This is a genomic window from Streptomyces sp. NBC_01214 (assembly GCF_026340975.1).
In the GTDB taxonomy this organism is placed as follows: Bacteria; Actinomycetota; Actinomycetes; order Streptomycetales; family Streptomycetaceae; genus Streptomyces.
The window spans coordinates 1,872,084-1,892,652 of the sequence record NZ_JAPEOS010000002.1; the positions used below are offsets into that span (position 1 = coordinate 1,872,084).

Consider the following 20,569-nt stretch of genomic DNA (forward strand, 5'->3'; position numbering starts at 1 on the left):
GCCGGGCCGGTGGATCGACAGCCCGGCGCGGGGCCTCGGCGCCCGGTGCCCTCGGTGCCGCGCCGGGTGCCGACTCCCGCCCGGTCAGGACGACGGCCGCTTGTCGATGGTGAGCCGGTCGCGCTTCCTGGCCTCGTCGCGGACGGCGACCTTCTTGATCTCTGGCTTGGTCCGGGTGTCGTCCTCTGGCGCCCTGTCGCTTTCCATGGTGCCTCCCATTCCTCAAGTCCGCCGACCCTAAAGGCCGTTACCCGCGGTACACAAGGGACGATTTCGGCCGACGGGGGCGTGTGCCCTCCTCCGGGGTGGCGTCGGGCCCGCCGGTGCGCCGGGTCGGTTCGAACGTGCGTCCCGTAGAGGTCGCGAGCAGTACCGCAGTCCCATCTCCCTTTGCTCCCAGGGTCGTTAGCATGTGAGATCAGGGCCCGGCCTTGTGATCGCAGGGGGATGAGGACAGGTGTGGCTCAACAGGTCTTCGGACGGCAGACCCCGCAGCCTGCGCAAGGCGCTGAAGGTGGTGGAGCAGACCTTCCGGCCCGCACTGCTGACCGGAAGGGACCTTGACCAGGCCGCCGAGGCCTTCGGTCGGGCGCTCGTGGAGGCGCTCGACCACGACCCGGCGCTGGCGGCCGACCTGCTGGAGCGGCCGGGCCGTCGACTGCCCGCCGAGGGGTACGCGGCGGCCCTGGGGCCGGCCCGGAGGGCGGCGCTGCACGAAGTGGTCGGGCACGGCGACCGCACCGTCCTCACCGTGATCGCCGAGGCGGCGGGCCGCGCCGGCGACCTCGCGCTGGAGCGTGCGGCCGGGGGCCGGCTGGCGGTGCTGGCGGGCGAGCAGGACACCGCCGACAGCCTGGTCTCCTTGCTGCGGCGCCGTCAGGACGCAGGCCTCCTCGACCTCGACACCGCGACGCAAGCCTTACGGGCGTACACCGCGAGGGCCGCGCTCGCCCACGACGCCGCACTGTGGGGTGCCTTCTTCGACCACCTCGCCGACCCCCTGGTGCCGGACCTGTACCCGGTGAAGCTCTTCCTCGGCCGCGGCGGCGATGCCGTGCGGCTCGCGGACAACCCCGTACGCAAGCGCGAGGCGCTGGACTGCTGTGCGGCCTCGCAGCACCTCGACGACGTCCTGGCCGCACTGGAACTGGCCCGGACCGAAGGCTGGTCCGAGCGGGCCCGGGACTTCCACGAGCGGGCCGGTGAACTCCTCCTCGCCGCGGGCCGGCCCGCCGAGGCGCTGGCGCACTGCGAGCAGGCCGGCCGGCGCGATCTGGTGAGCCACTGCCACGAGCAACTCGGCGATCACCGGTCCGCGCTCGCGGCCTGTCCCGCCCAGGAGCCCGACCGGCTGGCTTCCCTGGCCGCCGCCTGCCACCCGGACATCGACGACCAGGTGCAACGCGGCGACCGGATCGCCGCCCTCGGGCTGGTCTCGGACATCCTCGGGCAACTGGAACGGGCCGCGAGGCCGACGGAGCGGGTCGCCGGGGCGGCGGCCGAGCTACAGGGTTTGCGCGCGGCCGTCGTCGCGGTCGAACGGCGCCGTCTGGACGATCTGCTGCGCCGCGCCCCCGCCGAGGACCGCCCGACCGTGCACCTGGAGTGGAGCCGGTTCGAGGAGGCGGCCGGGCACCCCGCGGAAGCGGCCGGGCACGCCGAGGACGCCGGTGACCTCTACCGCGCGCACACCCTCTTCCGGAAGGCCGAGCGGTTCGGCGACGCCGACCGCGTCCTCAAGAGCGAGGACTCCGCCGAGGGCCGGGCCGCTCGCGCGGCGTCCCGCGAAGCCGGCGGCGACCTGCTCGGCGCGGCCCGCCTGCACGAGCAGGACGGGCGGTACGAGGAGGCCGTCGTGCTCTACGGCCGGGCGGACGACGCCTCGGCGGCGGCCCGCTGTCTGATCCGCTGGAAGGGCGAGGAGGCGATCGAGGACCCGCGGCTGGCACCGTTCCTGCGCAGGACGGGCGACATCGCCGAGCTCGTCGAGCGCTGCCTGGACGCCATCGAGCGCAGGGGACGCGACTCGGCCGCCCCGGGGCTGCTGAGGTCGCTGGTCGAACAGGACGACGCGGCCGTCCCCGAACTGCAGCGGGAACGGGTGGGCTGGGCCCTGGACGCGATCGGCGCCGTCGGCCGCAAGGCGTTCGAGGAGCGGGCCGCGGAGTGGGCGCAGCGGGCCCGCGCCGAGACGGACGCCCGCTTCGCCGCCGTCTGGGGCCTCGACCTCGGGACCCACTCGTGCGTCGCCGCCCTGTACGACGCGCACCGTGAACAGCCGGTGATCTGTCCGGACGGAGCGAACTCCCAGTTCGCCTCCACCTTGACGGTGACCGAGGGGCGTGAGGAGATCGTCGGACTGACCGGCGACCAGATCTTCGCCCCCTGGGTGGTCGGCCACATCAGCGCGTCCAAGCGCCGGATGGGCGACGGCATGTCCTACACCATCCTCGAACGCTCCTACCGGCCGGAAGAGGTCGCCGCCCGCCTGATCGCGCACGCCCGGACGCTGGTGGAGAAACACCTCGCCGGGCAGGTGCGGGAACGGCTCGGCGAGCTGGCCCGCGAAGCGCTCGGGCAGGTCCGCGACGACTGGCTGGACTGGGCGGCCGAGCACCACGACCTCACCCTGAAACGGGACGAGGTGATCCTCACCATCCCCGCGTACTTCCTCAACAACGCCAAGCACGCCACCCGCAGTGCGTGCGAGATCGCCGGGGTGAAGGCCAGGCGCCTGATCCACGAGCCGACCGCGGCCTGCCTGGCGGCCGCCGCCCAGCGCCGGCTGAGCGGCGAGGTCACCGTCGTGGACCTCGGCGCGGGCACCCTCGACGTGAGCGCCATGGAGGTCCAGGGCAACCGCTACCAGGTCCGGAACATCCTCGGCGACAACGAGTACGGCGGGTACGACTTCGACCGCATCGTGGCCGACGAGCTCGCGCGACGGCTGCGCGCCCGCGGACTCGAGGTCCCGAAGACCGGCCGGGCGCGCCGACGGCTCGAACTGGCCGCCGAGCACCTCAAGATCGCCCTCTCCTCCCAGCGCGAGGCCGAATACACCCTCAACGCCTACCTCGGGCAGGCGGAAGTACGCCTGGAGCTGACCCGCGACGAACTCGCCGTCCTGCTCGCCGACTCGCTGCGCACCCTGCGCGACGTCTGCGAGCGGATGATGGACGAGCGCGGCCTCCCGCCCGACCACCTCGTCCTGGTCGGTGGCCCGATGCTCTCGCCGCTGATCAGCGGGACCGTGGAGGAGGTCTTCGAGGCCGACCGCACCGTCCTGTCGGATGCCCGGACGGCCGTGGCCTACGGTGCCGCACTGGAAGGGGCGGTGCTCTCCGGCCACCTGAAGGAGATCCGTCTGGAGGACGTGACCCCCTTCGACCTCGGGATCGCGGTCGCCGAGGCCGACGGCACCACGGGCTTCTCCGTCCTCATCGAGCGGAACACGCCCATTCCGACCCAGGAGTCGAAGACCTACACCACGACCCGGGACCTCCAGACGGAGGTGGAGGTCAAGGTCTACATCGGCCGGATCGAGCCCCGTTCGCTGGTGGGGGTGCTGCGGCTGACGGGCATCCCGCCGGTCGCGCGCGGAGTGCCGCAGATCGAAGTGACCTTCGGCTTCGACAGGAGCTGCGTCCTGACGGTCACGGCGCGCGACACGGTGACCGGGAACAGCAGCTCGGCCGAGTTCACCGAGACGACCCTGCTCGCACCGAGCGAGATCGAGACGATGTCGCGACGGCATACTGTCCAGCACGAACTGGAGGAACTGCGGCGCGCCCTGCGCGAGCTGGTCGAGGCAGCGGCCGGGCTCGGCGACTGCGAGCCGCTCTGCCACGAGTTCCGCGAGCGCCTGAGCGCCCACCGGCCGTCCCGCCGGGCCCTGGATCCGGCCACACAGGGCCTGCTCGCCGAGATGTACGGCCCGCAGTCGGCCGAGCTGGAGGGCGAACTCCTCTCCCTGCGCGCCCCGTTGCTGGATCTGCTGGCCACCGCGCGGGACCACCTGTCCCAGCCGGTCCTGGCGGAACGGGCAGCCGCGGGAGCGCACCTCGCCCACCAGCTCGGGGTGCACCTCGACGCCATGCGGCAGGGCATGGCCCGGCTGACGCGCTGGAACGGCGTGCTCGCGGCCCTCGCCGCCGTGGACAGCGACCCGCTGGCGCGCTTCCGCGCGCTGCACGACGCCGGTGACCACGGCCGGGCGCTGCTCGCGCTGGAAGAACTGGCCGAGCCGCTCACCGACCCCGACGACCTCCGGCGACGGCTGCACAGCCTCGCCGGCGCCGGGGACGTAGCGGGCTACCGGCGGACGCTGCTGGCCGACGCGGCCCCACTGCGCGCGGTCGTGCTCGACCCCGAAGACCCCACGGCGTTCGTGGCATCGGCCAGGTCCGCCCTGGTGCGGGTGGCGGACGGCAGCGGAAACGAGGGCAGCGGCTTCCTGATCTCGGACCGCCACGTCCTGACCAGCCGGCGGTGGTCGGCGCAGGACCCCGAGGGGATGACGGTACGGCTGGTCGAAGGGGACCGGGCCGTGCGCCGGGTCTTCCTCGCCGACTCCTCCTCCATCGCCACGGCCGTGCTGCTCCTGGCCGAGCCGGTGCAGGCGGCGCCGCTGCGCCTGGGCTTCCCCCGGCTCGTCCACATCGGCGACCTCGTCTGGGCTGCCCCGGACCCGGACGACGCACTGGTGCCCGGCATCGTCGAGAAGTTCGAGGTCTTCCCGGAACAGCGACTCCAGTTGTTCAAGACCAATCTGGGACTGCCCCCCGAAGCGGCCGGCGGCCCCCTGCTGAACGAGCTCGGCGAGGTGATCGGCACGCTGGCCCTGCGCGCGGAGTCGGAGCCCGCCTTCGCCGTCACGACCGACTCGCTGGCCGGCCTGCTCGCGAGCGCCGGATTCGGTCTGACCGGCGCGGCGGGCGGAGACGGCGGGTGAGCCCGGTGACCGGCGCCACGGACGGCCGGCTGCTCGACGGGCGCTACCGGCTGCGCGTGCTGCTGGGGGCGGGCGGGATGGGCGAGGTGTGGCGCGCCCACGACGAACTGCTCGACCGGGAGGTCGCGCTCAAGCTGATCCACCCCGCCGCGGCGCAGGACACGCACTTCCGGGCCCGGTTCGAGCGCGAGGCCAGTTTCACCGCACGGCTGGCCGGCGACCCGCACATCGTCACGGTCTACGACTTCAGGAAGGACCCCTGCTACCACGTGGTGATGGAGCTGGTCGAGGGCAGCTCGCTGGACACCCTGGTCCGCGGCGCGCCGCCGCCCCTGACCGACGTACTCGCATGGGCCCGCCAGATCTGTGCCGCGCTGCACACCGCGCACGCGAAGGAGATCGTCCACCGGGACCTCAAGCCGTCGAACGTCATCCTGACCCGGACCGGAACGGTCAAGGTCGTGGACTTCGGCATCGCCGCGCTGCTGCCCGGAGCCGCGCCGGGCAGCCGGGGCCTGACCAAACTGACGGTGAGCGGGCACTTCCTCGGAAGCCCGCCCTACGCCTCCCCGGAACAGATCCAGGGCGTGGCGGTCGACGCCCGCACCGACCTCTACTCGCTCGGCTGCCTCCTGTACGAACTGGTCACAGGGGCACCGCCGTTCGGAAACGGAGCGGTCCACTCCGTCCTGGCCCGGCACCTCCACGAACCTCCGCCCCCACCGACGGAGCTCCGCGCCGACCTGCCCGTCGGCCTGGAACGGCTCATCCTCGATCTGCTGGCCAAGGACCGCGAGGCCCGGCCGCCGGACGCCGCGGCCGTCGACGGACGGCTCCGGCAACTGGAGGCGCCCCGCGGCTACACGCCCACGCTGGCCGACCCGCTCGCAGACGCGGACGTCCCGCGATCGACGGACGGCGGGACGTTCCCGGCCGCCGCGCTGCACCTCGCGCGGGTCTTCGACTTCCGGGGGCCCGACGGAGCGCCCGTCATCGCGCCCGACCGCGAACACGTGACCTCCGCCGAGGAGTGCGCCGTCCTGCTCAGGTTGCTCAGGGAGGCTCCCGTGGCCCTGCACGGCCTCGTCCCGGAACCGGACCGCCTTGATCCGGCCCGGAGCAGGGTGGTGCCCGCCGGTTTCCGCACCGACGGCCTCTGGGTCTGGTCCGACCAGATCGCCTACTACCTCGAGCGCTACCGGTGCGCCCCGGACCCGGCCCTGCGCCACCACCTCGCGCAGCGCGCCCCGCAGCGGCCGGACGTTCCGGCACGGCTCCTGAGCGCTGCCGGAATGCTCGTACGGGGCGAGCCCCGGGGATCGCTGACCGGTCGACCGGCCGCCGATGCCCGGTAGTCCGCCGCCTCGACCCGAAGGACCCGGGCTCAGGTCCCCGGGCGGCTGCCGAGGGCGGTGGCCAGGGCCCGGGCCTGGTCCGGCGTGATGCCGAGGGCGAGCGGTACCCGGCGGGGGCTGTACGGGGACGAGCAGACGGCGATCGGATGGTCGCCGGTCACGGTCCACCGGGGTCCGCCGGCCGGGTCCGGCTCGCCGAGCAGCATCGCGGCCAGAGCGCCGGTGGCCTCCGGCCGGATCCCGCAACGGGACAGCGCGCGGGCCACGGTGTCGTACGCCTCGCCGGGCAGGTCGGCGTCGCCGAGCACGGGCAGCAGCAGGAGGAGGCGCTCGGACGGATCGGTCAGCCCCGCACCGCCTTCCCGGGTGCTCGTGGCGAGCGCGAGGAGCTCGGTCCAGGACAGGCCGGGGCCGGCCCCGTCGGCACCGCACTGGCCGAGATGGCCGAGGCGCCCCCACTCGGGATGGTGGACGAAGAAGTCGACGTCGTTCTGGTCCTCCCCGTTGGCGTAGACGGCGTAGACCGTGTGCCCGCCGTCGCAGCAGACCCTCAGGACGGGCCAGGGCTGCTCGGGGTCGCCGAGCCGCTCCACCATGGCGTCGTAGGCCGCCGCGTCCACCCCGTACGGTTCGACCGGTTCACCGGGATCGCCCATCGTCAGCAGGACGTGAGCCAGCCAGAACGCGGGGTCCTTCGCGAGGTCCTCACTCGCGACCAACTCGCTGCCTTGCAGGTACTCGGGGACGTGCACGCCGATGCTCATGCGAGGAGGGTAGGCCGACGCGGGTCAGACGATGACCCGGACGGCGTCCGGTTTGGGGAAGGGCATCCGCACCCAGCCCGCCGGCCAGCCCCCGTCGTAGGAGTCCCCTGGTTCGATCCCGAGCAGTCGGGGGAAGCGCCACAGCCACCACTGCTCCTCGCCGCCGCGGCCGGGCCACGCGATGGTCGCCGCGCGGAACCGCCCGTCGAGTTCGTCGAGCACCGGCTGCCGGGCCGATCGGAACTGCGGGGGCAGGAGGGGCCAGACGCGGGCCAGTCTGGTCCGGCACCAGATCTCGTAGTCGAAATCGTCGAGGCACCACGCGTAGCCCTCCTCCACGCCCGCCACCTGGTGGCCCCAGTAATCGAGCAACGCGGAGAACGTGCAGGGCTGGCCGCCGTCCCAGCGGTCGGCGTCGGCCGCGACCATGGCCGCGTGCACGGCCGCGTCCTCGTGCTCCTGCGTGGCCATGCGCATCCCGTCCGTGCGTCCGAAACCGGTGAAACAGGTGAAGCAGGTGAGGGCGGCGAGGGCAGGATTCGAACCTACGTCCACCCGGAGTGCGAGCCGGGCGCTCCTCCACAGAGCTTCCTCGCCGCCGCCCCGATCATCCGCACGCCGGGCCTCCCGGGTCAACGGGATTTCGCGGCCCCGGGAGTCACAGCCATTCCTCGGCCGCCGCGCGCTTGCCGCGGCCCGAGAACACCCCCGCCGACCGCATCGCGCTCGCCATCAGCGGGTCGGCGACGGCCACGCCGTGCACCAGCTCCGGCGTGCGCTGGAAGCGGACGGCCTCCGCCGTCGGGCGGGGCGCGGTCCAGCCGCCCGAGACCGGATCCACACCGTGCCGGGCGCAGGCCGCCTCCACCAGCGAACGCGTGCACTCCTTCTCGCCCCGCAGGACCTCCCAGGGCCGCGGCAGATCCGCCCACACGTACGTGTCGGGGTGCAGCCCGCCGCCGCTCCTGCGGTGCCAGGCGGCCACGTCGGCCGCCATCAGCCGCGGGACCTTGCCCGGGCAGACCCGGTCCAGGACCTCCTCCTGGCCCAGTTCGGTCATCAGGGCGAACCAGTGCGCGCGGGCGATGCCCCAGGCCTGCGCCGCCTGGTTCCACGTCGAGGAGTCGTCGCCCCGCCGCACCACCATGCTCGTCGCCTCGAAGCCGGAGCGGTTCCACGCGTCCTCCAGCAGCTCGGCCACCTCGCGCAGGAAGCGGTTCCACCGCACCAGCAGCCGGATCAGCTCCTGGTCGGACAGGTGCCCGAGCACCTCGCGGGTCGGATGGACGTGCGCCACGGCGAACCAGTCGGTCCGTTCGGGCGCCGCGCGCAGGCGCCCCAGGAGCGCGTCGGCGACCTCGTCGTACGGGCGGCGCTGCGCGGTGTTGGTGAAGACGCTGCGCATGTGGGCGCGGGCGGTGAGGTACGCGATGAACGCGGCGGTGTCGGGGTCCGCGCCGAACACCTCGTACGGCAGCGCGTGCGCGAGCGCGCCCTTGCCGGTCATCGTGACCTCGCGGCGGCGTTGTTCGTGCAGGAGCCGGGCCAGCTTCGCCTCCATCCGCCGCAGCAGCCGGAACCGCTTGTTGTACTGACGCTTGGACAGCTCGCCGATGCCGGCTTCGTCCCGCTCCATCCGGTTCAGCCGGTCCAGGCCGAAGTCGTTCTCCCCGTACCGGCGGTGGATCTCCTCGCCGGCCCGGCGGATGACCGCCTCGATTTCGGCCGGATCGTCCCCGGCCCCTGCGGGGAGTTCGGGAACGGACGCGAACAGCGCCGTGGCGCGGGCGAGCTGGCGCTGCGCGCCGACGGGCGCGGCGAACTCCTCCAGCATGGAGGTGTATCCGTGCCAGATCCTGCGCAGGGAGTGCTGGGAGGCCTTCTCCAGGGCCTCGGAGGTGGCGGGATCGGGAGCGACCTGACGGGCGGCGAACAGATCCTGGATCAGCTGGGCGATGTCCTCGGGGCGTCTGCGGAGCCCCAGCGAGGCGTGCAACTCGCGGACCAACTGCTCGGCACGGTGCGACGGCATGGGCCTCACCCTGCCACCGGACACCCGTGACCTCCACCGGTTAACCGGCGGCCGCGACCCAAGGGGGCGGCCTTGGTGTCGAGTACGTCGCAGTTCGATTCCGATCCGATCTCTGGCCTGCGATGATTTCCCGCAACTAGCACGCTTCGGCCCCTGAAGACACCTATCCGAATCTCCGCCATGTCTGGTTATGATCGGCCTCCCGCCGTCCCCCGCTCGCGAGGACCGATGTCTCCCATAGAACCCGAAGGCATACGACGGCAGTCGACGACCCGTCGGCGGCGTACCGTGCGTCTGCGCACCCTGCTGATCTGGCTGGCGGTGGTCCCCACCATCGCGATGGGCACCCAAGTGGCGGTGACCGCGGAACGGTTGCTGGACCAGGCGGAGAAGCTGCGGTCCGACGTGGCGGCTGCCGAACAGGTCGGCGCCCCGCTCTACACGCTCATGATCGACATGCAGGCCGAGCGGACGGCGACCGCCGCCCGGTGGGCGGGCGCCGACGGGTCCGAGGGCGAACTGCGCGCCCGCCGCGATGCCACGGACCTGGCCGCGGCCGAGTTCCGTCGACTCGCGGTCGACCCCTCGCGGTCCTTCGTGGACGTGACCCGACTGCTGGAGAAGCTGGCCGGCCACCGGCAGCGCGCGGACACCCGCAACGGCTCCGCCGACAGCACCCTGGCCTACTACTCCGACGTGATCGGCAAGGTCATCCAGGTCTACCAGCAGGAGTTCAGCCACGCCGAGGACGCCGAACTCGCCCAGGCGAGCCGTCCCGTGGTGTCGATGCTCCAGGCCACGGAGATGGTGGCGCGCGAGGACACCGTCCTGGCCCTGGCCGGGCCGTCCGGGGACCTGAGCTACGTCGGCTACGACCAGTTCGTCAGTGCCCTGGGCGCCCAGCGGTACCTGCACGAGGCGCTGATCGTGCCGCACCTGACGGTCCGGGACCAGCGGGCCTACGAGCGGGTCGTCGGCTCCCCGGAGTGGCAGACCAAGACGCGCATCGAGAGCGCGGTCCTCTCCGGGCACAAGGACATCGCCACGGGCATCAGGCTCCCCGCCGAGACCGGCGGCTGGTCCGCCGCGCACGCGACCTTCTCGGTGCAGATGACCACGCTCAACATCGACCTGGCGCGTTCGGTGCTCGCCCGCGGCGAGGCCAAGGCCGACGAGCTGCAGGCCGAGGTCGCCTGGCTGATCGGGGGCAGCGCCGGCGGACTGCTGGCCGTCGTGATCGTGGTCGTCTTCACCACCCGGTCGGTGCTCCGCCGCCTGGACGACCTGCACGAACGCACGGTGACCGTCGCCGAGGAGACCCTTCCCGAGGTCGTCGCCCGGCTCCAGCGCGGGCAGTCCGTGGACCCCGACGCCCTGCCGACCGTGAGCGGGGACCGGGACGAGGTCGGGCGCATCAGCGACGCCTTCGCCCGGGCCGTGGCGGTGTCCGTCGACGGACACCGCGAGCTCGCCGCCGAGCGCCACGGGTTCGGCCTGTTCGCCTCGGGCATCGCCTCGCGCACCGGAAACCTGGTCAGCCGCCAGCTGAGCCTCACCGAGGACCTCCAGGACACCTTCGGCCACGACGAGGCACTGCTCGCCGAGCTGATGCGGGCCGACCAACTGACGGTCGGCATGCGGCGGCAGATCGAGAACCTGCTCATCCTGGCCGGCGGCGAGGTCCCCGACCCGCACACCGAGCCCATGCGCGTCGCCGACCTGCTGCGCGAAGCGGCCGCGGAGGTCGAGGACTTCCGGCGCATCGAGCGGCAGGCCCTGGACGAGACCAGCGTCGAACCGAGCGCGATCAGCCAGATCAGCCACCTGCTCGCGGAGCTGCTGGACAACGCCACCCGGTTCTCCCCGCCGAAGTCCAAGGTGGTCATCCGCGCCGAACTGGTGACGGACGGGCTGTCGGTCGAGATCGAGGACCGCGGGCCGCGCGTGAGCCCGGAGCGCTACGAGGAGATGAACGGGCGCCTGCACGAGGCCCCGCCGTACTCCGTGCTGGCGCAGAACGCGCACCGGCTCGGCCTCTTCGTCGTCGGGCACCTCGCCGACCAGCTCCGTGCGAAGGTCACCCTGCGCCGCTCGGTGTACGGGGGCACCTCGGCGGTGGTGATCCTGCCCCGGCAGCTGCTGGTGGCGACCGACGCGCAGGCCCCCCGCGAGATCGAGCCGCAGGCCCGGGTCCTGGAGCTGCTCCCGGCCCCGGCCCCGACCTTGGCCCTGGCCGCCGCCGTGCCGAGCAAGCCCGCGGCGCCCGAGCCCGCCCCGGACCCCGAGCCCGCCCCGGACCCCGAGCCCGCCCCGGTGCCCGAGCCGGTCGTGCACACGAGCGCCGGGCTGCCGAGCCGCCGTACGAAGGCACCCGCGGCCGTGCCCGCAGCGCCAAAGGCCGTGCCCGTGCCCGCACTCGTACCCGCACCCGCGGTCCGCCCGGCCCTCCCCGAGCGCGTCCCGCAGACCCACATCGCCGAACAGCTGCGCGAGCCCCGCGCGCAGGAACGCGTCGTCCGGCCCGACACCGCGACACCCGAAGAGGTGGCCGATGCCTGGGCGGACTACGAACAGGGGACCCAGACAGTGGAAGAAGAGCTCCGACGGGATCAGCCATGACCACCTCACCGAACACCACGGCATCCAACGACGCGATCTACAGCGTCCTCGACAACAACCTGAGCAGAATCGCCGGCGTCCAAGGAGCCGTGCTGCTCTCCAACGACGGCATCAAGCTCAGCGCCTACCTGCTCGACGAGCCCCAGGCCGAGCGCATGGCGGCCGCGGCCTCCGGCATCGCGTCCACCATGAAGGCGATATCCCGAGAGATCGACGGCGGCCGCGTCATCCGCCAACTGGTCGAGATGGACGACCGGTACCTCTGCATCGTCGGATGCGGCGAGGGCAGCACGCTCATCGTGGTGACCTCCCGCAAGGCGCGGCTCGGGGAACTGGGCGGCGAGGCCGTACGGACCGCCCAGGCGCTCGGCGAGTGGCTGGGCACCCCCGAGCGCGGCCAGCCGTCCGCGTAATGCCGCGGGACGAGCCACAGTCGCAGCCCCCGGGCCGCCGCCGGACGCGGCTGTACGCCCTGACCGACGGGCGTACGGCCGCCGCGCACAGCGTCCTCACCATGGACACCACCATCACGGCGGCGGCCGACGGCGAAGTGGACGGGACCCTGCCCACCGAGTGGCAGGAGATCCTCGCCATGTGCGCGCCGCCGGGCGGGCGGGCGGTCGCCGAGATAGCGGCACGGATGCACATCCGCCTCACCCCGATGACGCTGCTCCTCGGCGAACTCGCCGACCGCGGGCTGATCCACCACCGGCCGCCCCTGGCGGTCGCCGAGACCACCGACGTCCACCTGCTCATGAGAATCAGGGACAGCCTTGCCCGGATATGACACGACCGCCCCGCAGGAACCGGCCCCGGTCAAGATCCTCGTCGCCGGTGGGTTCGGGGTCGGGAAGACGACCTTGGTGGAGACGATCTCCGAGATCGAACCGCTGCGCACGGAGGAACAACTGACGTCCGCCGGCATCGGCGTCGACGACCTCGACGGCATCGAGTCCAAGACGGTGACCACCGTCGCGATGGACTTCGGCCGGCTCACCCTCACCGACGCCGGTGTGGTCCTCTACCTGTTCGGCACCCCCGGCCAGGAACGCTTCTGGTTCATGTGGGACGACCTGCTGAACGGGGCGCTCGGAGCGATCGTGCTGGTCGACACCCGGCGCCTGGACCGCAGCTTCCCGGCCTTGGATTTCTTCGAGAGCCGCGGGCTGCCCTTCGTGGTCGGCGCGAACTGCTTCCACGGCGAACAGCCCTACACCGCCGAGGAGATCGCGGCGGCGCTGCACCTGCGGGATCCGAACACGCCCGTCCTCATGCTCGACGCACGCTCCCGTACGGACGTCCGCGGCTCCCTGCTCGCCCTGCTCGACCTGCTCATCGCCAAGGCGCAGGCCCCGGCGGGCGTCAGCGGCTGAGCCCCGACCGGGCCCCGGTCACCGAGGCCAGGTGGTCCGCCAGGTTCCGGTGCGGGGCCCAGCCCTGGGCCCGGGCCCGGGTGAGGTCCAGGACCACCGGGTGCGCCAGCTGGTCCACCGCGTAGCGGCTGAGGGCCGGCTCCGCCCCGACCACCGCCGCCACCGCCTCCGCGACCCGGGCCGCTGCGGCGGCCACCGGCAGCGGGAGGTGCCGGATCCGGGCCCGGACGCCGTGGGCGTGCAGGACCGCGCGGACCGCCGCGTCGCGACCGTACGGCTGCCCGTCGGCGATGTTGTACGCGCCCGGCGCCCAAGCCGCCGCCGCCAGACAGGCCCGCGTCAGGTTCTCCACCGCGGTGAGGCTGAGCGTCACGTCCGGGCCGGGCAGCAGCAGGGTGCCCGCCCGGACCCGGGAGAGCAGCCGGGGCAGCAGCGTGGTGTCGCCCGGCCCGTAGACGGCCCGGGGGCGCAGCACCACCGCCCCGGCGGCCAGGGCCAGGGCCTCGCCCGCCGCCTTCGTCCGGCCGTAGGCGTTCAACTGCCCGGCGCGCGGGTGCTCCTCGTCGACCAGGCCGCGGCTCGGCCGCGGATCGTAGACGCTCGCACTGCTGACCCACACCACGGGCCGCCCGCCCGCCGCTCGGAGCAGCCGCTCGGTGCCGTCCACGTTGACCGCGTGCATCAGCGCCGCGGCCCGCGAGCCGGGCGCCGGATCGCCGACGGCCGCCGCGCAGTGCACCACCAGGTCCACGCCCGCCAGGTCCGGCGGCTGCGCGGCGGCGTCCCAGAAGCGGTGCGTGCCCACCGGGCCCGGCTTGCGGCCCAAGCACACCACCTCGGCCCCGGCCGCCGCGGCGGCCCGCGCGACGTGCCCGCCGCAGAATCCGCTCGCGCCCGTGACCGCGATCACGCTCCGGCCCCGCAGCCCCCGGCCCGTACGGTGAGTACGCGCCAGCCGGGCAGTGCCGCCCCCCGGTCCACCCGGGCCCGCGTCACCACCGGCCGGTACGGGGCCAGCGCACCGAGGACGTCGGCCAGTTGGGCCCGGGCCAGCCGGGCCCCGGGACACGCGTGCGGTCCGGCGCCGAACACCAGCCGGTCGACGGCCGGGCCGGCGGGCCGCAGCGCGTCCGGGTCGTGCCGGTGCGCCCCGGCCGCGTGCCGGGCGACCAGCAACAGCCGGTCCCCGCCACGCACCGGGCAGCCGCCGACGGCGCCGTCCGCGGCAGCCACCCGGGGCAGCAGCGGCGAGGCCGCGGTGACCCGCAGCAGCTCGTCGGCGAGCACCGGCCGCAGGGCCTCGTCGGCGGCCTGCTGCCACAGCCCCGCGTCGGCGCACCAGGCCACCGCACGGGGCAGCGCGGCGACGGTGGTGTTGACGGCGGCCACCGCCACCATCGCCGGCAGGGCCTCCCCGGAGGGACCCAGGAGCAGGCGGAGCCGGTCGGCGGCGCGGGCCGCGGCGGCCTCGGCGCGCGGGCGGCGCGGCCCCGGCAGATGGCTGCGCACGGACGCGGCCGCTGCTTCGGCCGCGGCACCGGCGACCGCGCGCGGGTCGGCGCCGGACCCCAGCAGGGCGCACACCACCGACCCGGAGAGCTCGCGCGCGAGGTCGACGAGGTCCACCTCGCCGCCCCGGTCCAGCGGCGCGAGACGGCGTACGAGCAACGGCCGCCAGAGCGAACGGAGGTCCTCGACCCCGGCACGGCCCAACGAGCCCACGAGGCCGCGGCGGTCCGCCCGGTGCGCGCCGCCCTCCTGATCGAAGAGCACACCCCCGTGCACACCCCCGCCCCCGCCCCCGCCCCCGCCCCCGCCGTCGCGCAGCGCCGTCCGTGCGGCGGCGCCCGTCGTACCGGCCGCCGTCCGGTCGAGCGGCAGCCGGGTCAGCGCCTCCCGGTAGGCCTCCGGGCCGTGCACCAGCAGGGTCCGGCCGAGCCGGCGCACCGGACGCCCGCGGGTGGCGGCGAGCAGCCCGAACAGCACGGGATGGCTGCGCAGATAGACCCGGCGGTCCCGGCGGCGGGCACGGGCGTGGGAGGTGGTGCTCATCGGGGGGCGTACCTCCGTGGAATCGGCGGACCGGGCGGGAACGGCCGGGGCGGGCTCCGGGCGCGCGGCCCCGGAAGCGGCCGCGCCGCGGGTCCCCGGCCCGGCGGTGCGGGCCGTCATCGTGCGGGGTCCAGCCGGCGCGCCGCCAGCGCGGCCGTCGCCGCCCGGTCCGGTTTGCGCGAGCGCCCCGACAGCGGGATCCGCGCGAGCACCAGGGCGTCGGGCCGGGCCGTGCCCATCCGCCGGACCGGCTCCGACAGGGCGGCGCGCAGGGCCCGTTCGTCCGCGCCGCGCCGCGGCTGCACGACGGCGACCAGCCGTTCGTCGCCGTCGCCGGCCGGGATCCCGACGAGCACGGCCAGCTCCACCCCCGGCACGTGCAGGGCGGGCTCGTACAGCCCCGGGTAGATGTTCTCGGCCCGGCGCAGCACCATGTCCTTGCTCCTGCCCTCGAGGACGATGCGGCCCGCGCCGTCCAGCCGCGCCCGGTCGCCCGTACGCACCCACGGGTCGGGCTCCTCCCCGAGGTAGCGGTGGCGGGCCGCGGGGCCGGACAGCAACAGCTGCCCGCTCCCGTCCGGCTCGGCGCGCACCCCGGGCAGCGGCGCCCCGACCAGGTCCCCGTGCTCCCCGGTCGCCTCGAACGCGGACTTCTCCCGCGCCTCGACCGCGGCCGCCGGGAACAGCTCGGTCAGCGCGTACACCCCCCAGGCCTCGGCCGCGCCCGCCGCGCGCACGCGTTCCAGCAGCCCGGCGCCGGCCGGGGCCGAGCCCGTCCACACCCGGCCGTGGAAGCGGGCGCCCGCGCCCAGCGCGTCCCGCAGCCGGGGCGGGGTCAGATAGGTGTCCTCGGGCCGCAGCCGGTGCAGCTGACGGGCCAGCACCCGGGAGTTGCCCGCGGGGAGGGCGACGGCCGCGCCGCGCGCCAGCGAGGGGACGAGGACGAAGAAGGTGCCGCCGAGCACCGGCAGGTCCCCGCGCGCGTCGAACAGGGCGGAGACCGTGGCCATGCCGGCGGCCAGGCTCGCCCGGGTGTGGACGACGGCCCGCGGCAGGGACGTGGTCCCGGAAGTGAACACGATCACCGCGTCGGCGTCCGCGTCCAGGTCGGCGCCGGGCGCGGGCACGCCCCGGCGGGACGCGCCCAGGTCCAGCGCGGGCGCGCAGCCCGGCAGCCGGGGCCCGACCGTGGCCACCGGCCCCAGCCCGGCCAGGTCCGGCAGCGCGAGCCGGGCCCGGCGGGCCAACGGCCGGGCCCAGCCCGCCACCGCCTGCGCGGTCGCGTCGGCCAGCACCAGCGCGGGCCGGGCCAGCGCGAGGCGGGCGCGCAGCACGTCGGGCCCGGCGCCCGGGTCCAGTACGGCCCCGCGCAGCCCGAGCCGCCACAGCGCGAGCAGGACGGCCAGGGCGCGCGGCCCGGGGCGCACGGCGACGCCGACGGTGTCCCCGGCGCGCAGCCCGCGCGCGTGCAGGGCCGCGGCGAAGGCGTCGGCCAGCTCGGCGAGTTCGCCGCGGGTGGCGCGCACCCGGGGCGCGCCGGTGCGGGTGGCGGTGAGCACGGCGGGCCGCTCGGGGCGGCTGCGCAGCGCGTGGTCGAGGTGGTCCAGCATCAGCGGGGGTCGTCCGTTCCGTGCGTGCCGCTGCCCCGGTCGAGGTACCAGCGGGCGGTTCCGGCGATCCCGTAGGCCCGCAGGCGCCGCGTGGAGTTCTCCACGACCATCTCCCGGCAGTGCGTGATCCGGTCGGTGTGGCGGCGTACGGCGTTGAGGAAGAGCCGGTCGGTCGGTGAGGGGCGCCGGGGCATCCCGCCGACACCCAGGTACAGCTCGGCCGTGATGGCCATGTTGTTCCCGGCGTGCATGCGGTACGGCGCCCGGTAGCCGCGCCGCCGGGCGTGCTCGGGCCGCAGTCGGCCGAAGAGCGCCGCGAGGGCCACCAGCGCGCCGAACCCGGCCCGGCCCAGCGGGCCGTGCTCGTCGCGGCGGGCCACGATCCGCCCGCACACCAGCCCGGGACTGCGGATCAGCGCGGTGCGGGCGGCCCCGGTCCAGCCGGCCCGGGGCAGGCAGTCGGCGTCCGTACGGGCGAGCAGGGCCGCACCGCGGCCGATCGCGTACCGGAAGCCGGTGTCCACGGCGGAGCCGACCCCCTTCTCCGGCTCCTCGATCACCTCCACCGGGAACGGCGCGCCGGCCGCGAACGCGCGGGCGACGGCGCCCGTCCCGTCCGTCGAGGCGTTGTCGACGACCAGCAGGGTGAAGTCCCGGTCCCGCTGCGCCGCGAGCGCCCGCAGGGTGTCGGCCAGCCGGGCCTCCTCCTCGTGCGCGGGCACGACCACCCACATCGGCGCGGTCGCGGCCGTCACGACTTCTCCCAGACCATCGTCATGATGCTGATGCCGCCGCCGAGACCCACGAACAACACCCTTTCTCCGGGCGCGAGTTCCCCGAAGACCCGGTCCAGCTGGAGGCCGATGCTCGCGCTCGCGACGTTGCCGAGCTCGGGCACCGTCACCACCAGCTTCCCGGCGGGCACCCCGGTCAGTTCCGCGAACCGCTCCAGGTACGGCACCGTCACCTGGTGCACCAGTACCTTGGCGAAGCCGTCCCAGTCCATGCCCGTGCGGTGCAGCGTCCGGTCGATGACCGCGGTGCCCACCTTCTCGAAGACGCCCCGCAACTCGTGCCCGTCGCCGCGGAAGTACGTGTACGCGTCCCCGCGCGGGTGCCGTGACCCGCCGCCCGGGATGCCCCCGACCTCCCAGTGCTCCGAATGGGTCTCGGTGTCCACGTCGACGATCCCGCCGCGCTCCACGGCCTCCACGAGCACCGCCGCCCCCGCGTCGCCGAAGGTGTATCCGGCGAAGCCGTCGCGCAGTTCGGCGAGATCGGCCGGGTCCTTGCGCACGGCCCGGCTCGGCGTCTCGCCGGTGACCACCAGGGCCCGCTGCGCCCGCCCGGCGAGGATCATGGAGTGGGCGAGGTCGATCCCGTTGACGAAGCTGTTGCAGGCGTTGGTGACGTCCAGGGCGTGGGCCCGCGAGCCCAGTTCCGCCTGCACGATGTGCGCGGTGGCCGGCTCGACCAGGTCGCGGGAGGCCGACGCGAACAGCAGCAGGTCGACGTCGAGCGGACCGAGTCCGGCGGCCGCCAGGGCCCGGCGGGCCGCGCCCACCGCGAGGGTGGAGGCGTACACGCCCTCGCCCGCGACCCGGCGGGAGACGATCCCGGTGGCCTGGGTCAGCAGCCTCGGCGGCAGCGTCAGTCCACTGCGGTGCGCCACCTCCCGCTGAAGGGCGTCGGAGGACAGCACCTCGTCGGGCAGCAGGCTGCCGACGGCGGTTATCCCGGCGCGCATCGCGGCGCGCGGCAGCGGATCAGATGGCTGAATGAACATGCACACACGATGACAAGCCGGCCGCGCCCGGGCCTGAGTACGGATGCTCAGTTCGGCGCCACCGACCGCACGGGCCGTCTGAGTACGGGGACCACCCGGGCCGCGTCCCGTCCAACCCCGGGACAGCCAGGGCCCGTTTACGTAGGGTGAGACGACACGGCCCCGGGGGAGGACGCGACATGGCAGCACGCCGATTACCGGTACTGGCGCAGTACCGGGACGACGCGGTGACCCGACTGCTGTGCGCGGGAGCACACCTCGACGAGGGCTTCGCCCGCGAGGTGGACGTGGAACTCACCGAGGACCGGCTGCGCGCCACCGGGCCCTCGCTCGGCATCGACCTGGTGGCCCTGGCCCGCCACGCGCGGGCCTCCGTACGGCGGACCGACCGGCGCGACCGGCGCCTCGCCCGGCTCTGCGCGGTCGGCGTGTGGGCGGCGGTACCGGCCGGGCTGTACGGGATGGTCGCGGACCTGGGCGCGCTCGCCCTCGCAGCCGCCGCCGCCCTCGTCCTCACCTACGCGACCGCCTGGGCCCTGGTCCGCGGGGCCGAGAACGAGGCCCGGACGGCGGCGCTCGGCGTCGAGCACGGTGCCGGCCGGCCGGGGGACCTCGCCCCGGCGGTCGGGGCGCAGGTGGAGGACCGGCTGCTGGAGCAGGAGCGGGCCAACGTGGTTCCGTACGCGGCGGGCGCCGAGCGCACCACTCCGTTCGTCGGCAGCGGCTCGAAGATCAAGGAGATGGTCTGGCAGCCCATCGACGTCAGCCGGCCCGTCGACGATCCGGCGGGCGGCGGCAAGCTGGCCATCAAGCCCTTCGACGCCGTCGACCTGCACGGCTTCGTCGCCCGCGAGATGGAGCACATCGCCGGGCTGAAGGGCCTGCGGGCCCGCAACCGGCTCTACGTGAAAGGAGATCACGTCTCCTACGTCGGGCCCGACCTGCTTCCCGACCGGCTGCGCCGCCCGCGCGCCCAGATCCCCAAGCAACTGGTGCAGGCCGGGGTGGTGCAGCCGGGCGCCGGCATGCGCACCTATCTCAGCCTGGAGCGGACCGGCGAGGGCGGTCGCGTCATCGTCTCCATGCACCTGCGGGCCCGGCTCCAGCACCCCAGTCTCACCTGGGAGGTGGCGGCGTACGGGATCCCTCCGCTCCAGGCGCGCTTCTACCGGGTGCACCAGCTGCCGCTGGACGGCTGGGAACGCTGGTGGGACCTCTTCTGCGTCGCCACCGCCGCCACCGCGTCGGCGCTGCTCGGCGCCCCCGGACGGCTGGTCCGGCGGGCTTCGGCCCGGGGCGAGCGGGCCCGGGCACTGGAGAGGACGCGCCGCGAGATCGGCCGGCGGCACCTGCGCTTCGACTACGGAGCCGTGGACAGCCTCCGCGAGCGGGTCGCCGACTGGAAGCAGCTGGGCTTCTCCGAGCGGACGGACTCCCAGGACTTCCTCCAGCGGCTCCAGCAGGGCGTGCTGATCGCGACCGAACGGTTCCTGAAGGACCACCACGTCGACACCAGCTCCTACGACCAGGCGCAGCAGGTGATCAACACCCACACCTACACCTTCCAGGGCGACATCCACTCCAGCAACATCGGCGCCCACGGCACCGTCAACCACGCCGGTCAGGCCCAGCCTTAGCGGAAGCCGGCCGGGCAGCCCCGAGCGAGCACGAGGAGCACGCGTGAGCACCTACAACTTCCACGGGAACATCTCCGGCCCCAACAACATCGGGGACAACGGCACCATCAACATCGGGCAGCAGGACACCGCCGCGCAGACCCTGCGCCTCGCCGCCGAACTCGCCCAGTGGCTGCGGGCGGAAGGGGCCGCGCCGGAGCGGCTCGACGCGGCCCGGGCCCTGCACGGCGAGCTGGACCGGGCCGGACAGGAGGGGCGCGCCGCCGAACCGGGCCTGATCCGGCGGTCGCTGGAAACCATCACCCTCGGGCTGGGCGCGGGCAGCACCGGCCTCGCCCTCGCCCAGGAGATCAGCCGCCTGCTGGGCTGACCTCCGTGCCGCGCACGGGC

General features: G+C 74.5%; 17 protein-coding genes and 1 tRNA gene. 8 read left to right on the forward strand and 10 right to left on the reverse strand.

Annotated elements, in window-relative coordinates; all coding sequences use genetic code 11:
- Window positions 1-84 precede the first annotated feature (84 nt).
- A complete protein-coding gene (locus OG594_RS33290; protein WP_258309265.1) occupies window positions 85-207 on the reverse strand; it encodes a hypothetical protein in 123 nt (40 codons plus the stop codon).
- Between the two features lie 250 nt (window positions 208-457).
- On the opposite strand from OG594_RS33290, the gene OG594_RS33295 reads away from it, so the two are divergent.
- Window positions 458-4,951 carry an Hsp70 family protein gene (locus OG594_RS33295; RefSeq protein WP_266606093.1) on the forward strand — a complete coding sequence of 1,498 codons (4,494 nt, stop codon included), beginning with the start codon at window positions 458-460 and terminating at the stop codon, window positions 4,949-4,951.
- Window positions 4,948-6,306, forward strand: coding sequence for a serine/threonine-protein kinase (locus tag OG594_RS33300; protein WP_266606094.1), 1,359 nt, complete (start codon window positions 4,948-4,950; stop codon window positions 6,304-6,306). The genes OG594_RS33295 and OG594_RS33300 overlap by 4 nt, the downstream gene beginning before the upstream one ends.
- Window positions 6,307-6,335: 29 nt before the next feature.
- On the opposite strand, the gene OG594_RS33305 is transcribed toward OG594_RS33300, so the two are convergent.
- The 4 genes from OG594_RS33305 to OG594_RS33320 form a co-directional block, all read right to left on the reverse strand.
- Entirely contained in the window at window positions 6,336-7,070 is a 735-nt protein-coding gene (locus OG594_RS33305; RefSeq protein ID WP_266606095.1) for a hypothetical protein, read from the reverse strand.
- A 24-nt stretch (window positions 7,071-7,094) separates the two neighbouring features.
- Window positions 7,095-7,541, reverse strand: coding sequence for a hypothetical protein (locus tag OG594_RS33310; protein WP_266606096.1), 447 nt, complete (start codon window positions 7,539-7,541; stop codon window positions 7,095-7,097).
- 53 nt (window positions 7,542-7,594) lie between these two features.
- Window positions 7,595-7,667: transfer RNA gene (locus OG594_RS33315), tRNA-Ala, on the reverse strand.
- Window positions 7,668-7,728: 61 nt separating this feature from the next.
- A complete protein-coding gene (locus OG594_RS33320) occupies window positions 7,729-9,102 on the reverse strand; it encodes a hypothetical protein (RefSeq protein WP_266606097.1) in 1,374 nt (457 codons plus the stop codon).
- 228 nt (window positions 9,103-9,330) lie between these two features.
- Here OG594_RS33320 and OG594_RS33325 point away from each other — a divergent pair, with 228 nt between their 5' ends.
- The 4 genes from OG594_RS33325 to OG594_RS33340 are packed head-to-tail and all read left to right on the forward strand — an operon-like array spanning window position 9,331 to window position 13,094.
- Window positions 9,331-11,721: a sensor histidine kinase gene (locus tag OG594_RS33325; RefSeq protein WP_266606098.1), complete on the forward strand. Its 2,391-nt coding sequence runs from the start codon at window positions 9,331-9,333 to the stop codon at window positions 11,719-11,721.
- Window positions 11,718-12,134, forward strand: coding sequence for a roadblock/LC7 domain-containing protein (locus OG594_RS33330; RefSeq protein WP_266606099.1), 417 nt, complete (start codon window positions 11,718-11,720; stop codon window positions 12,132-12,134). The genes OG594_RS33325 and OG594_RS33330 overlap by 4 nt, the downstream gene beginning before the upstream one ends.
- Complete coding sequence (locus tag OG594_RS33335) at window positions 12,134-12,508, forward strand: DUF742 domain-containing protein (RefSeq protein ID WP_266606100.1); 375 nt, start codon at window positions 12,134-12,136, stop codon at window positions 12,506-12,508. Before OG594_RS33330 ends, OG594_RS33335 begins: the two co-directional genes overlap by 1 nt.
- Window positions 12,495-13,094 (forward strand): ATP/GTP-binding protein, encoded by a 600-nt coding sequence (locus OG594_RS33340; RefSeq protein ID WP_266606101.1) that lies wholly within the window; start codon window positions 12,495-12,497, stop codon window positions 13,092-13,094. Before OG594_RS33335 ends, OG594_RS33340 begins: the two co-directional genes overlap by 14 nt.
- Here OG594_RS33340 and OG594_RS33345 read toward each other — a convergent pair.
- The 5 genes from OG594_RS33345 to OG594_RS33365 all read right to left on the reverse strand — a co-directional run bounded on the left by OG594_RS33345 (window position 13,084) and on the right by OG594_RS33365 (window position 18,542).
- On the reverse strand, window positions 13,084-14,004 hold the full coding sequence (locus OG594_RS33345) for an NAD(P)-dependent oxidoreductase (RefSeq protein ID WP_266606102.1): 921 nt from the start codon (window positions 14,002-14,004) through the stop codon (window positions 13,084-13,086). The genes OG594_RS33340 and OG594_RS33345 overlap by 11 nt on opposite strands.
- Complete coding sequence (locus tag OG594_RS33350) at window positions 14,001-15,146, reverse strand: cytochrome P450 (protein WP_266606103.1); 1,146 nt, start codon at window positions 15,144-15,146, stop codon at window positions 14,001-14,003. Before OG594_RS33350 ends, OG594_RS33345 begins: the two co-directional genes overlap by 4 nt.
- Before the next feature lie 116 nt (window positions 15,147-15,262).
- Window positions 15,263-16,756: a class I adenylate-forming enzyme family protein gene (locus tag OG594_RS33355; protein WP_266606104.1), complete on the reverse strand. Its 1,494-nt coding sequence runs from the start codon at window positions 16,754-16,756 to the stop codon at window positions 15,263-15,265.
- Window positions 16,756-17,511 (reverse strand): glycosyltransferase family A protein, encoded by a 756-nt coding sequence (locus tag OG594_RS33360; RefSeq protein WP_266606105.1) that lies wholly within the window; start codon window positions 17,509-17,511, stop codon window positions 16,756-16,758. The genes OG594_RS33355 and OG594_RS33360 overlap by 1 nt, the downstream gene beginning before the upstream one ends.
- Window positions 17,508-18,542, reverse strand: coding sequence for a 3-oxoacyl-ACP synthase III family protein (locus OG594_RS33365; protein WP_266606106.1), 1,035 nt, complete (start codon window positions 18,540-18,542; stop codon window positions 17,508-17,510). Before OG594_RS33365 ends, OG594_RS33360 begins: the two co-directional genes overlap by 4 nt.
- A 179-nt stretch (window positions 18,543-18,721) precedes the next feature.
- On the opposite strand from OG594_RS33365, the gene OG594_RS33370 reads away from it, so the two are divergent.
- Both OG594_RS33370 and OG594_RS33375 read left to right on the forward strand, forming a co-directional pair.
- Window positions 18,722-20,179, forward strand: a complete 1,458-nt coding sequence (locus OG594_RS33370; protein ID WP_266606107.1) for a hypothetical protein — start codon at window positions 18,722-18,724, stop codon at window positions 20,177-20,179.
- 43 nt (window positions 20,180-20,222) lie between these two features.
- On the forward strand, window positions 20,223-20,549 hold the full coding sequence (locus OG594_RS33375; protein ID WP_266606108.1) for a hypothetical protein: 327 nt from the start codon (window positions 20,223-20,225) through the stop codon (window positions 20,547-20,549).
- Window positions 20,550-20,569 lie beyond the last annotated feature (20 nt).

Coding starts and splice junctions, on each gene's coding strand:
- OG594_RS33370 (WP_266606107.1), top strand. CDS start 18,722: ATGGCAGCACGCCGATTACCGGTACTGGCGCAGTACCGGGACGACGCG.
- OG594_RS33325 (WP_266606098.1), top strand. CDS start 9,331: ATGTCTCCCATAGAACCCGAAGGCATACGACGGCAGTCGACGACCCGT.
- OG594_RS33290 (WP_258309265.1), bottom strand. CDS start 207: ATGGAAAGCGACAGGGCGCCAGAGGACGACACCCGGACCAAGCCAGAG.
- OG594_RS33320 (WP_266606097.1), bottom strand. CDS start 9,102: ATGCCGTCGCACCGTGCCGAGCAGTTGGTCCGCGAGTTGCACGCCTCG.
- OG594_RS33350 (WP_266606103.1), bottom strand. CDS start 15,146: ATGAGCACCACCTCCCACGCCCGTGCCCGCCGCCGGGACCGCCGGGTC.
- OG594_RS33335 (WP_266606100.1), top strand. CDS start 12,134: ATGCCGCGGGACGAGCCACAGTCGCAGCCCCCGGGCCGCCGCCGGACG.
- OG594_RS33355 (WP_266606104.1), bottom strand. CDS start 16,756: ATGCTGGACCACCTCGACCACGCGCTGCGCAGCCGCCCCGAGCGGCCC.
- OG594_RS33310 (WP_266606096.1), bottom strand. CDS start 7,541: ATGGCCACGCAGGAGCACGAGGACGCGGCCGTGCACGCGGCCATGGTC.
- OG594_RS33330 (WP_266606099.1), top strand. CDS start 11,718: ATGACCACCTCACCGAACACCACGGCATCCAACGACGCGATCTACAGC.
- OG594_RS33365 (WP_266606106.1), bottom strand. CDS start 18,542: ATGTTCATTCAGCCATCTGATCCGCTGCCGCGCGCCGCGATGCGCGCC.
- OG594_RS33305 (WP_266606095.1), bottom strand. CDS start 7,070: ATGAGCATCGGCGTGCACGTCCCCGAGTACCTGCAAGGCAGCGAGTTG.